Below are 13,906 nucleotides of genomic sequence, written 5' to 3'. Positions count from 1 at the left end.
CCTTCGTTTTACTGAATGTTCAATTTTTCTTCCATTCTCTTCATCTCGGCAAATTCACCCATATCAAGAAACGAATCCTCGCTTATTGGAAACATACCTACTTTATAGCCAAGTTTTTTCGCTTTGTCCACCAGATGTGTCATATGAAACATCGTATCATCCGGAATAAGATCTATCATTTTAGGATTAATAATATAAATTCCTGTGTTAATTAAATAAGATCGCGTTGGTTTCTCAACCATGTGGTCTAATTCACCATTTTCTTTTGAATATACGACACCGTATGGTATGGTATCATTCTTCAACGAAGTTACCATAGTGATTGCATTACTGTTTTCCAAGTGATATTTATATAAATCCGAATAACTTGTTCTCACAAAGCTGTCGCAATTTGCCACAAACAGCGGTTTCTCAAATCTTCTCTGTATCAGCTTTAAGCTGCCACCTGTTCCCAATGGCTTATCTTCTTCTACATATTCGATATTATAAGGTTTACTGGTCTCCGAAAAATAGGACTGAATCATATGTTTTCTGTAATTCACCGTCATTATAAAATCAGTAATTCCACATTCATAGAAGCTGTCCATGACTCTTTCCACTATCGGAACTTCACCTATTGGTATTAACGGTTTCGGAAGAATTTTTGTATATGGATAAAGTCTGGTTCCTTTTCCGCCGGCCATAATGACAGCAGACACATTGTTCAATTGTTCTGCCACCTGGTCACTCTTCTTTTCCATCAGTTTTGCCAGATAGATATTCTGAATCCTTCCTTCATCATCCACTACCGGCAATGCCCTGATACATTTTTCCCTCATAAATGCTAACGCATTAATATCACATTCTTTTTTGATAGAAATCGGATTCGAACTCATCAGCAAACCGATTTCTGCATCAATGCTGCCCGCCTTCAGAAGCCACCTTCTGATATCACCATCAGAAACAGCTCCGCACAGACACTTGTTTTCGTCGATTACAAAGAGAATCCCGTTCGAGTTATCATCAATTTTTTGCATTGCTTCTGCCAGCCGCATATGCTGGTCAGCTATAAAAGCTTGTATGTTTTCAGTCATCATTCAGCAAATTCTCCTAACACATCCTTAATCGCATCTGCAGAGTACACAATCGCTTCTTCTGTCAGCTGCGTCGTACTTGGAAAATTCAAGACGCAGGAGCTGTAATACGGAGCCTTTTCCATCTTATAAGCCAGAGAGTCTGAATATGGTTTCTGCTCATGTATCAATCCCCAGATTGCCCTGGTCTGAACTCCGTTTTCTTCAAGTCTTGTTATAATGTCCCTCATGGTTCCTTTTACTTTTGTTCTGTCAATCACCAAGGAATAGAACCACTGATTGGAATATGTTCCCTTTCTGAAGCCCAGAATTTTTCCTAATTCAAAGTCCTCAAACAGTCCCTTGTATAAGTCATAATTCTTATGCTTTCTCTCGATAAAATCTTCCAGCTCTTCCATCTGTGCTACGCCAAGTGCAGCCTGCAGATTGGTCATACGGTAGTTAAAACCAACCTCATTATGAATATAGTAATGGGGGTCATCCTTCGCCTGTGTAGACAGGTATCTTAAATGGTCAACTATCTCTGAAGTTTTAGCAGTAACGGCTCCACCGCCTCCGGTAGTGATAATCTTATTTCCATTAAATGAATATGCGCCATAATCACCAATTGTCCCTGCATATTTTCCGGTATACCGTCCCTCTGTGTATCTTGTTCCAAGAGCCTCCGTTGCATCTTCAATCACTTGTAAATGGTATTCACCGGCAATATCCATGATGTTTTCCATATCGGCCATATTTCCAAATACATGGACTACAACAACAACTTTTACGTGTTTTCCCGTTTTCTTATGGATTAGCTTTCCATCTTCTTTCCTACATTCTTCCTCACAGAACTGGCGAAGTTTATTCGGGTCCAGGCAAAGAGAATCATCACAATCCATAAAGACAGGCACTGCAAACTGATATTTCACCGGATTAACAGCAGCGATAAATGTAAGTGTTGGCACAATAACCATATCGCCGGGTAATACTCCACAGTCAACCATCGACATATGAAGTGCTGACGTTCCGCTCTGGCAGGCAGCAACATTATGAGTATGTACAAATTCTGCCAGATTCTTTTCCAGCGTCGTGATATATGCGCCTCCGGTAGAAACCCACCCCTGATCAAGTGCATCATCTACATACTTTCTTTCGTTTCCCTCAAAGTTTGGAATGGATAAAGGAATCATTTTTTTCATATTATATGTACCTCCTTACATTTTACTATCAAGAGATTTTCCTGTTTCTATGTGACTGAAATTAGGCAAATATTCACTGATTAATCCTACAATTTTAACCTTGTCTATGTGATCTGATTCAAAAGCATTTTCCAGACTGTCGAGCAAATGGTATAATCTGTCTCTGTCACATATTTTTTTGTCAGTGATAACTCCTAATGCCTTAAACCTGTCCATATCAACAGCCTCTTCATCCGTATAAAACTCTTCAAATGCTTTTTCACCGGATGTATCCGAAACCTCATAATGTACTGGATATAATTTACTTCCATTTTTTAAATCAGCGGATTTATCAATCGCCTCTTGATCAGAGTTACATTTCAAAATTTCATACCCATATTCACGAAGAAGGTTTGTCGCTATCGCATCAAATGTCATCATCTGAGCTTCTTCCAATTTCGGAAAGAAGATAGCCCTGTTCTCTCCCAGTATACAGCTAAGCATACAAATCTGGCCGCTCTCTTCTGGGGATACAAAGTACCTCTTCACATCGGATGGTGCACTAATTGGTTGCAATTTTGCAATTCTCTGTAGAAAGCCTGCAGGAAGAGAACCATTGGAGAATGCAACATTTGCAAACCTTGCTGTTTTTACCGGGAACTTATCGGAATAGCTGAATATCAGATCTTCCATAATTCGCTTGCTTGCACCCATGATATTGATAGGGTTCGCAGCTTTGTCAGTTGATACGCAGAAATACTCCTCCGGTGGAAACTCTGCAAGCAGATCAAGTAACTTTTTCGCATGGAGGACATTATTCTGGATGAGAGCTTCTACTGAGTAAATATCTTTTTCACTGCGAACATGCTTGTGCGCTGAAAAATTACCAACAATATCAAATCCGCCATGGTGTCTGAACATTTTTTCAAAGACAGGTGATGCAAAATCCATGGGGTAAGGAATATACTCATTCGGGACATACATACCTTTTGTAGACCGCAAATCTCTGGTCAGTTCCGCAAGGGCATTCTCATTTGTGTCCACTACTATTAAAGATGATGGCTGAAATGGAAGAACCGCTTTTATAAATGACGAGCCAATAGAACCGGCTCCGCCGATGACAAGTACTGTCTTTCCTTCTATCTTATCTCTAAGGTGTTTATAAAAATTTAAAATATCTTCTCGAAACATACTTTGAGAACGATTAATCACATACTCCGATATAAATTGCTTCAAATCAAACATACTACACCTCTCCTTTTCTAAATACATTTTTATTAAACCACGGCATACGACTTATTTTCATACTCAAAAGCCATGTAAAAACAAAACTTAAAAAATCTGCAATCATTGTTGCCTGCGCTGCGCCAACAGATCCAAATACATTAATCAAAATATAATTAAGAACCACATTTAAAATAATTACAGCAGTTGTAACGAATGCATAACTTGTAGCTTTTTTATAATAATAAATATAATTTACAACCATCATATGCATTCCTGTAAAAGCATATCCCATTGAAAGCCAAAAAACATATATTTCTGCCCCGTGATACTCCTTGCCAACAATAAAACTGATTAATGGCTTCGAAATTGTTGTCCAAACCAATGCAATTGCTATAATCACAACAAAATAGGCGTATGTTAATCTTACTATCATTATTTTTTCTTCATCTTTATCATGCTCAAGTTTTTTATATAGCCAAGGCAAAAAGGCGAGATTAAATGCTTGTGCTAACAACAAAATTGGCATAGCAAATTGATTCCCAACAGAATAAACACCTGTTTCTCCAAGTGATATCATATTTGTAACAAACAATCGATCTGTATATGTTAACACTGTGCTTTTTACCTCTGTTGGTATCATTGGGATTCCATAATGTAAGAATATATCCTTCAAATATGAAATTCTAATATGAGGCTTTATACCCACATATTTTATTATTAAGAGTACTCCCAAAAAAGCAAAAAGCAATTTTGAATATACTATTCCATATATTCTTCCCGAGACTCCTAGTTTTAATACAACTACTAAATAAAGAGATAATAACAGATTTAAGATAGTGCACAAATTCTGATACACAGCATATTCTTTCGGCTTTTCCAATATTTGCAAGACCGCACAAACACAATTCACCAAAGCTGTAGAAAGTGACATAAAAACGACATAAAATAAAAGTTCTCTCGGTATGCCCGTAAAATGCGTTATATTATTTTTAAACATAAAGAACAGCAGCATCATCAAAAATGTAGCACTGAATACTAATATAAAAGAATTAAATATGAATTCTTTATTACCTGCTTTATCTCTTTCTACTAGTTTTCGCTGTATAGCAACAGAAGATCCCAAACTTAAAAATGGAGTAATCAATCCCACCGTAGCATTAAACATACTCACAATGCCATACTCATCTGTCGACAAATATCTAGTCAACAGAGGTAAAATCAGGAATGGAACGGCCGAATTTAAAAAAGCAGAAAATGTATATACTACTACAGATCCAACCATTTTGTTCTTAATAAATATCTTACACTTTGTTTTAAGACTCATGCTATTTCCTGCTTCGATTTAGTGATTTAATCGTTATACTATCTATCATCTTCATATCAATTACTGATTCTGCATAAGAACAAATATCATAATTTAAATTAGAATCTGGAATTATGATAGAACTCTTATTAGTATTATAAAATTCAGTTTCTTTTACAAATTTATTGGTCTGTACCAGTAATACTTTGTTACTATTAGATAAACCTCTTTTTTTCTCTTTTAATAAATGTGCAATTGGAAGAACAGCATCGTATATAGGTGTTTTTTTCACAGTTGTTCGTACAGAATTGATGATTTGATTGTTTATTTTTTCTCTTACACAATTGTGTTTTTTATCATAAACCACAAAATGATGATGAGTAAAATAAGGAATATCCACCAACCCTGGAGCCCACTCTTTTATTAAATGCAATGTTAATTTTGCATTTGTTTTCATATAATAGGGCATATGTTCGAGTATATCTACAATTCTCTTTTGTGAAAGTATTGAAAAACCGTAACAGAACATATTAATATAATTATTACATATGGTATCAGAATGGAATCTTGTTCTATTAAACAAATTAAGTACATCCTCTTTTGTCATGAATTCATGTGAAGTGATTCCACTCCCAATTCTTTTTAATTGAGTCTCAAGATATGAGTAAATGTTATTATCTGTTAATATACATTTATCAACACCATTTCTACAATAAATATTTTTAATAAAATCGTTAAGCGTATATCCATCGAAGTATGAATTATCAAGTGCTTCTAATTCTCTTACAGTTTCACCAAAATAGCCAAACCCAATTGCTGAAATCTCCTCTCCCATCAATTCTGGAATCTCTAGCCATTTACGATTATTCCCATATACTGATGCATATTCTCCATATTTATCAAATAACTCAGGTTTTGCTGAAGAGACACACTCTTCAAATGATTCCGAAACATCGAAAAATTTAAATGGTGCATTTATCGCTACCGCAATTTTCTGTGATATTTCTAAATCTTCTTTCGTTCCATTTGTAATAATATCATTTCCAGCCCAATATCCAAGTATAACTTCTTCTTTGAATTTTAAGTGTAAAGAAAGCTCCAATCTTGAATCTAAACCGCCGGTAACAAACATTAAAGTTTTCGAGTTATTTAGTAGAGCATGCCTCATCATAGCTAAATGTTCAATTTCTGTTTTCAGTTTTTCTATATATTCGTTTTCGTCTATTACAGTACAAGTATAATCATTCAAGTTGCATTTTACTGTACGCACTACCAGTCCATTATTTTCAAAATGAAGTTCCAAAATTTCGTCAGCAAGAAGCCTAGTAACACCATCAAAATACGTATCTTTTGCGGACATATTACCACGTATCATTTTTTCAAAAACCGCATATTTGTTTATCTTGTTCGAACTATTTTTTGCCACATGATAAAATGTCTGTGTAGCCAAAAAATCGCTGCCGCTACTATAATAAAAAGCATAACTCCCCGTTTCATCCACAAAACAACAACTTGACTTTACGCTCCCAATCACTACCACATAATTGCCAATTAATTTTTCACGTAACTTTCTTATTACTTCTTCATTTGAATACTTTTTGATAAGCTGTCTATAGTCATCTAATAAAAATTTCAATGCTTTATAGCCAAATTGATTTTTATATATTGCCGTACCATTTACAATAACAAAAAAATCATCCTGACAATATACGTTATCATTTTTTACATTGAGTTTATAAAATGTAGTAATGTATGGTGGTAAATTATATTTTCGATTTTCAGAGAAGCCTACGTTCAAAAAAGTTTTACTAAGTTTCTCAATTATTTTTTTATTATTTGAGATTATTAATTTTCCCATTAGTAGTCCTCCATCAATTTATTTTTAGCTCTATTACTGTAAACAAATTTTATATTTTTCTTTTCTACAATAATAAGGAAGAAAAATATCCAGATAGGGATAAATGCAAATGTTGTCTCATCCGTTAAACTTCTAATTACGGTTGTTACCATCAAAATCACATAAAGAGTATTTCTCTCTTTAATGCTTTTATATAGTATATATACAACAATCCCCCCAAAATAAAGCATTGGTATAATTCCATAGTAATAATGCCAATTAAAAAAACAATTATGAAGGTTTTCATAATGTCGTAAAAGATAACTAGTTTGAATATTTGCCCCGAATATGAAATTGAATATGTTCTCTTTCATTAAAGCAAAATACTGCTGTAGCATCAGTATTCTAGATTCAGAATCACCTTGATTTATGTAGTTCAAAATTTTTTCAATACCATCATTAATGTATAATAAAATGCAGGCCGAAATAAGAATAAAAATTACACATTTTATCAAATTCACAGACAACTTTTCATTTTCAAAAAGCCATAATATAATAATTAGGAAGCTAAAAGTTACAACTCCTGCAATTCCTCCAGCGATCAAAGTGATCAAAAAACAAATAAAGGCAAATAAATAATTCGTTTTCTTATGAATACTATAACGGTAGATTTCATCAATAATAAAAAATTCAAGAAGAACTATTGATGTAGAATTTGATCCAAGTCGATCACTTATCATTATCCATCCAGTTTCATATTGTGACTGTACGATGTAAATTAACATTCCAAGGTATACCGTACTTATAATCGCAAAATTTCTGTTTATCTTGAAATTTTTTGTTTTATACATAAAATAAAATAAAATCCCCATATTTTGCCATGCAAAAAGCAAAATCAAATCTGCTATCGTATGATTCTTGTTGTACAATAAACCGATCAAGCCAACCACATCTATAATTAAGAATGTAATTTCATTTTTTTTTATTTTTTTGTCAGTTTCATAGGTAAAGCAATATAAAAAAGACAATACCGAAACAAACAAAAACACAGCTAAAGAAACTACGATATTGATATTGGTAAAAAATCTCAACCAAAATCCTACAAAGAAACAAGTAGCAAAAAAAGCTAGCACATTAACTTTAATTATTCTTAACATATTTTCCACTCAATTTTATATTATCTAATTCTCTCACATCATTTAGTATTATAAATTTCTGTTTATCAGCATAATCATTTTTAACATTTTCAAACAGTGTATCAAATTTTTTCCACTCATTACAATACTTTTTATACAATCTATAAGTTAAAATAATTCTAGGCTCTTCATTGAATATCATCTTGGGCAATATACATGCTGTAGAAAACATTGAAATCAATGTTTTATCATTTATGTTTTCCGTAAGACAGAGCGTTTCAAAAGTCGTTACACTCTCAAATACTTTTACGTTCTTAATTTTCGACCATTCTTTCAAATTTGAAGGATGTGGTTTTACTATAAGTTTCTCTCCAAATATTGAAATAATGGAACTAACTATTTTTCTATTCTCATTTCTTGCTTTATCGGAATTAAACCATGCGTCAAAATAGATTATCTTCTCCCGAGGAAATATTTCTGACGCCCGACCAAAAATTTTTTTAAGTTCAATTGCCCAAGATCCTCCAACAGCTATAGTTGGAATTTTCTTAACGGGGATTTCATATTTATTCCCGCTCACATACTCTGGTTTGTAAACATAAATAGCAACACATCTTTCAATCAAATAATATCCAAATCTCATTTTCAAAATTCGATTGCTTCTGTTCGTTACCTGTCTATTTAAAAGCGTATCATAACTTTCCATCCCATCTTCATAATAAAATAGTTTTGTATTTGGATTTTTTAAAAAATTAAAAGCTATTATTCGAGAATAAATCTCTGTTCCAGAAATAAAAACTCGGTCTGGATTCTCGAGAATCATTTTTATATTTTTAGGGAATAAAATTCTTCTTATACTTGATAAATAGCTTTTAAAATTGCCCTTAATTTGACCAACTTCAACAATAATTACCTTTTCAAAAAGGTCTGCTTTAATAGCTTGCTCGTATATCCTGTTGACCAAAGTTGGGATGCAGTCCAATACTATTAAATAATTACGATCTTCCTGATAAAAGCCATGAATAATATTAACTATATTAAAAAGATGATATTGAGTCGTACATATATATATATTGTTCTTCATGCAATTTCTCCTGTTTAACAATCATCTTTTTACATTCCCAGAAACACTGTTTCTAAGTACGTTGTAAAGCAACGACATATGTGATTTAACAATTTTACTGAATTTCATAATTATGTGTAAATAAATAAAATGCTCTTGCTTTAAAAGGTTAGAAATTAAATAATCAGTTTTTGCCAACTTCTTCGTATCATCAATTTTCCCAATATCAAATACCTTTTTACAAGTCACCATATATTTTTTTCCAATAGAGCACGTTACACTAGGGTCATTATAAAAATTTGACAAACTACTTCTAACTAAAACAGCAGTCATTCCATTCTGAAAGTTCTCACTAATATTAAAATTATTACATCCAGTTACATATTCTGAATAAACTGTTTTCATATCTTTTAAAAAATCCTTTCGGCGACCATTTGACAATGAATTGTAGTTCACATCGTAATTGTATAATTCATCTGAAATCAGGCATCCATTCCTTACATACTTATAATATTGACAATTAAACAGCAAATCCTCCGCACAATGTCTATTTGAGAATCTTAGTTTTTCTATTTTTATAATTCTAAGGCAATAAAGCTTGTTCCAAGCAAAATTATAAATCGAATTTCCCATGCCTAACTCAGAATAAATTTCTTTTCCAGATTTTTTTGTTGTTTCAGGAGACACTCTTCTTAAATTTTTATTAATATGATAATAATATCCGCAAATACAAACATCTGCTTTATTTTTTTTTATCGCAGTATACATTTTTGATAGATAATTTTTTTCTACCCAATCATCACTATCCACAAAACAGATATACTCACCTGATGCTTTTTCAATTCCAGTATTTCTTGCTGAGCCTAGTCCTCCATTAACTTTATGTATCACTCTAACATTCTCTAAATCAGAATACAAATCACACATTTTACGAGAATTATCTGTAGAACCATCGTCCACAAGAATGATTTCATAATTTTCAAAATTTTGGGAACGCACTGAATCTACACAGCGTTTCAAAGTTTTTTCCACATTATATACTGGTATTACAACTGAAATCTCATACATAACTCAGGTTGCCTTTCTTTTTTAGCCCTGAAACAACGCAATTATCTTTTTGATAATTGCGTTTTTATCCATAGCATACTGTTCTCTTAAATACCTTTGATTTCCCACTTTTACGCAATAAACATCATTCACGCCCATCCTTACTAATTTCGCTTTACCTCCATATTCTGCCATTACTTCTGCTACTGCTCCTCCAAGACCGCCAAGGATGTTGTGCTCCTCTACTGTAACAATGTAATCACATGTATCTGAACATTCTTTAACGACTTCTTTATCAATAGGTTTAATTGTATGAAAACTGTACTGAGAAATTCCGTATCCTTGTTTCACAAGTTCATCACAAGCTTCTGTTGTATCATCCAAAATTGCTCCCGTTGATATAACAGCAACTTTACCTTTTCCTTCAATTTCTCGAATTCTTAAAGCTTTTCCGATTCGAAAATCGTCAATCTTGTCATGAACACGCTTTTCGCCACCACGCCCCAGCCGTAAATAGCAAGTTCCAGGCATATTGGAAATAGCTTTTGTTGCTTCTTCCGCTTCCACAAGATCCCCAGGACATTCAACAACCACATCTGGCAATGCACGTAATATGGCTATATCCTCCGTAGCTTGATGACTCATGCCAAGACTTCCATAAACAAAACCGCCTCCGACACAAACAATCTTCACATTTGCGTTATGATAAGCACAGTCGTTTCGAATCTGCTCTAAACATCTCAATGTAGGAAAATTTCCAATTGAATATGTAAAAACTATCTTTCCTTCTAATGCCATACCTGCTGCCATTGTAGTCATATTCTGCTCTGCTATACCAACATTAGTAAATTGATCGGGAAGTGCTTCATAAAATGGTTTTAGCACTCCAAAACCAAGATCTCCTGTCAAAAGTTCAATATCTTTATTCCTTTTTGCTTCTTCAAGCAAAGTACGAACAAAAGTGTCACGCATGATTTATACCCCTTTTACATTTCTTTCCAAGTTCAACTGAAACACGTTTTCTGACAGGATAACTTGGATGCCATGTTGATGTAGTTGTATGATCATGATAAATATCTGCATCTTTTCCCGGAAGAGCAGGATTCTCTATACCTTTTGGCGTATATGGATCTTCAATGCCTTCTGGCTTTTCCTCATACAATTCATTCACAGCGCAATCATATTCCCAACCATCATGGGGAAATCTATAATGCCAGAGAATATCATTTTCCATGAAACTGATGCCCTTTCCCTTAATCGTATTAGCAATAATTACCGTTGGTTTTTCTAATGACTCTTTTGCACTTTCAAATGCATTTTTCAGTTCTTCATGATTATTACCATTAATTTCAATCACATTCCAACCAAAAGCTCGCCATTTGCCTCCCATGTCAACAACTTCAATCGTGTTTTCACAAAAATCCATAGACTGCATATGGTTATAATCAACAATAGCAGTTAGATTATCCAGTTTATTGTGGTTTGCAACTTCTGCTGCTTCCCACACAGACCCTTCATTACACTCCCCATCGCCTAATACGATATAAACTCTCGATGTCTTTTTGTCTTTCTTCAAAGCAAAAGCCATGCCAACTCCTGCAGACAACCCATGACCAAGTGAACCCGTAGAAAAATCCACCCCGGGAAGATGATGAGACACATGACCAGAAAGCCTGCTCCCATTTGCATAGTGCGTTTTTAATTCTTCAACAGAAAAGAAACCAGACTCTGCCAATGCTGCATAAATTGATGCACCAGCATGCCCTTTACTAAGAATCATTCGATCCCGTCCATCCCATGACGGTTCTTCCGGTTTGAAATTTAATACATCTGTATAAAGTACGGCAATGATATCTGCAACTGACAAAATTGCTCCAATATGACTTCCACCGGAAAGATGTGTCATTTCTATCCCGTGTCTTCTAATCAACCATGCAAGTTTTTCACTTGTTTTCTTTTCCATAACAATAATCCTCTCTTACCTTGAAATATCATCAAGAATCTTTAATTCTTCTTCAGTTAAATTCCACCCCATGGCCTCAGTACTGCCTAAAATTTGATCGGGTCGTTTTGCACCAACTAAAACCACTGAATTTGGAATGAAATCTAAAATAAATCTAACTGCAACAGCTGTTACAGATACGTCATGATTCTTAGCGACAGGTCTCATAGCTTTTACAATTTCTAAGTTCTTTTCTATTTTATCACCATGAAAATTAACATAAATCGAACGACTTCTACGATCGTCACTACCAAAATTCATATTGTTCTTTGTATATTTTCCGGTTAATATTCCCTGGCCCAAACTTCCCCACGTTAATGGTGTAAGCCTTAATTCATCACACATGGTCGTAAGATCTTCTTCAAATTTTCGACACGCAAGACTATATTCATTTTGAACGCATGCAAAAGTTCCAACAAGAGACTTATATTCCTCTGCATCTTCAGCGTGAATATTACTCAATCCATAGTATCTAATCTTGCCTTCAGCTTTTAATTCATCCAAAGCATTTACAACCTCAGCAATTGGTGTTTTTCCATCTCTATAATGTACCTGATATAAGTCAATATAATCAGTTCCAAGTCTTTTCAAACTATTCTCACAAGCAGTCCTAATGTATTCAGGACTATTATCATAGAAAGTTTTTCCATTTTCTACGCGAACGCCAAACTTTGTGGCTATTACCACATTGTTTCTTCGTTTTCCTAATCCTTTACCCAAAATCTCCTCTGAATGTCCTAAGCCATATGAATCTGCATTATCAAACATCGTTATTCCAGCGTCCAATGCAGCATGAATAGTTTTTATTAATTCTTCATCCTGAACATCACCCCAGCCGTAGCCGCCCATCGGACATCCGCCAAGGCAAAGTCTGGATACTTTCAAATCGGTTCCTTTTAGTGTAAGATATTCCATTTCATACGCTCCATTTTTCCTACTTAATTAATTTTTACTTTGTTTATCCTAATCATTTACGTTTTCTTATTTATGTTTTCCTCTAAACATAAAATCAAATGCTTTCTGGAACACCTTAAAACCAGTTAAGAAAAATAGTTTCATATCTGTTCCAAACGACACAGTTGCTGCATATTTAACTCTAAGTTTATTCTTTCTTGGAAGTACATGCTCTTCATATATCTCATCAGCATTACCGCTGCCAACTATTTCATCAAGATTTATAAATTCAATTGAACTGTAGTCTGTGATTCCTGGCCTGACTTCAAGAATCAATTTTTCTGTTCCTTTATACTGACTCGTATACTGAAGCAACTCTGGTCTTGGACCTATGAAACTCATTTCTCCAGTCAGGATATTGAAAAGATTTGAAAATTCATCAATTTTAGTTTTTCTAATAATATTCCCTACCTTAGTAATTCGATTATCATTAAGTGCAGTGGTTCCACCACCAACTTTATCTGCATTTTTAATCATTGATCTAAATTTACAGATTCTAAATGTTTTACCGTGAAAACCACCACGCTGTGCTCTGTATAGAATTGGAGTACCATCTTCTATAAAAATTGCAAGTGAGGTAATAATTAGAATTGGCGAAACAATGATTGTAATGGTTAAAGCCAAAATAATATCTATAACTCGTTTAACAACACGGTTGTAAAAACCTTTATATCCTGTAACCAGTGATTCATCTATATCTGAGGCTTTCACATTTTCATCATCAATCAATGATTGCAGTCTTTTATATTTATGGTTCATTTTCACTTCCCCTTGAACATTTTTTCAAAGTAATCAAAATACCCATACTGCGAGTACACAAGTCCGGAATTGTAATTAAACCATTTTAGATATCTAGGTTCATCTGCTCTCAGACCTTTGTTTGCTTCATCTATATTAAATTCATCTGGAAGCACACACTTAAATAACAGCGATATGAAGTGGTTTCTTTCTTCTTGATCTAATAGCTGTTCTGTTATTTTTATTGGTGCTAAAGAGTGCTCAACTTTCGAGTAGAATTCATAATATTAAACACCTCTTTCTTCAATCCCATGTTTTAATGTGTCCTACATTTACAAGTGACGGTCTTCTAATATCCGAAAACCC

General features: G+C 33.9%; 12 protein-coding genes. All 12 read right to left on the bottom strand.

Annotation, left to right across the window (positions count from 1 at the left end):
- Window positions 1-8: 8 nt before the first annotated feature.
- Window positions 9-1,076, bottom strand: a complete 1,068-nt coding sequence (locus tag DWY25_RS02640) for a nucleotidyltransferase family protein (RefSeq protein ID WP_117893308.1) — start codon at window positions 1,074-1,076, stop codon at window positions 9-11.
- Entirely contained in the window at window positions 1,073-2,254 is a 1,182-nt protein-coding gene (locus DWY25_RS02635) for a LegC family aminotransferase (RefSeq protein ID WP_117893305.1), read from the bottom strand. Before DWY25_RS02635 ends, DWY25_RS02640 begins: the two co-directional genes overlap by 4 nt.
- Window positions 2,255-2,269: 15 nt before the next feature.
- On the bottom strand, window positions 2,270-3,478 hold the full coding sequence (locus tag DWY25_RS02630; RefSeq protein ID WP_117893302.1) for a polysaccharide biosynthesis protein: 1,209 nt from the start codon (window positions 3,476-3,478) through the stop codon (window positions 2,270-2,272).
- Between the two features lies 1 nt (window position 3,479).
- Window positions 3,480-4,784 carry a lipopolysaccharide biosynthesis protein gene (locus DWY25_RS02625; protein ID WP_117893298.1) on the bottom strand — a complete coding sequence of 435 codons (1,305 nt, stop codon included), beginning with the start codon at window positions 4,782-4,784 and terminating at the stop codon, window positions 3,480-3,482.
- A gap of 1 nt (window position 4,785) precedes the next feature.
- The gene (locus DWY25_RS02620; RefSeq protein WP_117893296.1) at window positions 4,786-6,621 is read right to left on the bottom strand and encodes a hypothetical protein; all 1,836 of its coding nucleotides are present in this window, start codon (window positions 6,619-6,621) and stop codon (window positions 4,786-4,788) included.
- Window positions 6,621-7,757 (bottom strand): hypothetical protein, encoded by a 1,137-nt coding sequence (locus DWY25_RS02615; protein ID WP_117893293.1) that lies wholly within the window; start codon window positions 7,755-7,757, stop codon window positions 6,621-6,623. Before DWY25_RS02615 ends, DWY25_RS02620 begins: the two co-directional genes overlap by 1 nt.
- The gene (locus DWY25_RS02610) at window positions 7,741-8,820 is read right to left on the bottom strand and encodes a polysialyltransferase family glycosyltransferase (RefSeq protein WP_117893291.1); all 1,080 of its coding nucleotides are present in this window, start codon (window positions 8,818-8,820) and stop codon (window positions 7,741-7,743) included. Before DWY25_RS02610 ends, DWY25_RS02615 begins: the two co-directional genes overlap by 17 nt.
- 21 nt (window positions 8,821-8,841) lie before the next feature.
- Complete coding sequence (locus DWY25_RS02605) at window positions 8,842-9,867, bottom strand: glycosyltransferase family 2 protein (protein WP_117893288.1); 1,026 nt, start codon at window positions 9,865-9,867, stop codon at window positions 8,842-8,844.
- A gap of 21 nt (window positions 9,868-9,888) precedes the next feature.
- Window positions 9,889-10,818 (bottom strand): transketolase family protein, encoded by a 930-nt coding sequence (locus DWY25_RS02600; protein ID WP_117893284.1) that lies wholly within the window; start codon window positions 10,816-10,818, stop codon window positions 9,889-9,891.
- Window positions 10,811-11,809 (bottom strand): transketolase, encoded by a 999-nt coding sequence (locus DWY25_RS02595; protein ID WP_117893281.1) that lies wholly within the window; start codon window positions 11,807-11,809, stop codon window positions 10,811-10,813. The genes DWY25_RS02600 and DWY25_RS02595 overlap by 8 nt, the downstream gene beginning before the upstream one ends.
- A gap of 15 nt (window positions 11,810-11,824) precedes the next feature.
- A complete protein-coding gene (locus tag DWY25_RS02590) occupies window positions 11,825-12,763 on the bottom strand; it encodes an aldo/keto reductase (protein WP_117893278.1) in 939 nt (312 codons plus the stop codon).
- Window positions 12,764-12,829: 66 nt separating this feature from the next.
- On the bottom strand, window positions 12,830-13,561 hold the full coding sequence (locus tag DWY25_RS02585; protein WP_117893275.1) for a sugar transferase: 732 nt from the start codon (window positions 13,559-13,561) through the stop codon (window positions 12,830-12,832).
- Window positions 13,562-13,906: the final 345 nt, after the last annotated feature.

Source organism: Holdemania filiformis (assembly GCF_003459085.1).
Lineage (GTDB): Bacteria > Bacillota_I > Bacilli_A > Erysipelotrichales > Erysipelotrichaceae > Holdemania > Holdemania filiformis.
The sequence above is the reverse complement of the archived record's forward strand: the minus strand, read 5'-3'. Positions and strand labels throughout refer to the sequence as shown.

Bases quoted from the DNA above. Each gene is read 5' to 3' on its own strand.
- DWY25_RS02605 (WP_117893288.1), bottom strand. From the start codon at position 9,867: ATGTATGAGATTTCAGTTGTAATACCAGTATATAATGTGGAAAAAACT.
- DWY25_RS02620 (WP_117893296.1), bottom strand. From the start codon at position 6,621: ATGGGAAAATTAATAATCTCAAATAATAAAAAAATAATTGAGAAACTT.
- DWY25_RS02590 (WP_117893278.1), bottom strand. From the start codon at position 12,763: ATGGAATATCTTACACTAAAAGGAACCGATTTGAAAGTATCCAGACTT.
- DWY25_RS02625 (WP_117893298.1), bottom strand. From the start codon at position 4,784: ATGAGTCTTAAAACAAAGTGTAAGATATTTATTAAGAACAAAATGGTT.
- DWY25_RS02585 (WP_117893275.1), bottom strand. From the start codon at position 13,561: ATGAACCATAAATATAAAAGACTGCAATCATTGATTGATGATGAAAAT.
- DWY25_RS02630 (WP_117893302.1), bottom strand. From the start codon at position 3,478: ATGTTTGATTTGAAGCAATTTATATCGGAGTATGTGATTAATCGTTCT.
- DWY25_RS02600 (WP_117893284.1), bottom strand. From the start codon at position 10,818: ATGCGTGACACTTTTGTTCGTACTTTGCTTGAAGAAGCAAAAAGGAAT.
- DWY25_RS02595 (WP_117893281.1), bottom strand. From the start codon at position 11,809: ATGGAAAAGAAAACAAGTGAAAAACTTGCATGGTTGATTAGAAGACAC.
- DWY25_RS02615 (WP_117893293.1), bottom strand. From the start codon at position 7,757: ATGTTAAGAATAATTAAAGTTAATGTGCTAGCTTTTTTTGCTACTTGT.
- DWY25_RS02635 (WP_117893305.1), bottom strand. From the start codon at position 2,254: ATGAAAAAAATGATTCCTTTATCCATTCCAAACTTTGAGGGAAACGAA.
- DWY25_RS02640 (WP_117893308.1), bottom strand. From the start codon at position 1,076: ATGATGACTGAAAACATACAAGCTTTTATAGCTGACCAGCATATGCGG.
- DWY25_RS02610 (WP_117893291.1), bottom strand. From the start codon at position 8,820: ATGAAGAACAATATATATATATGTACGACTCAATATCATCTTTTTAAT.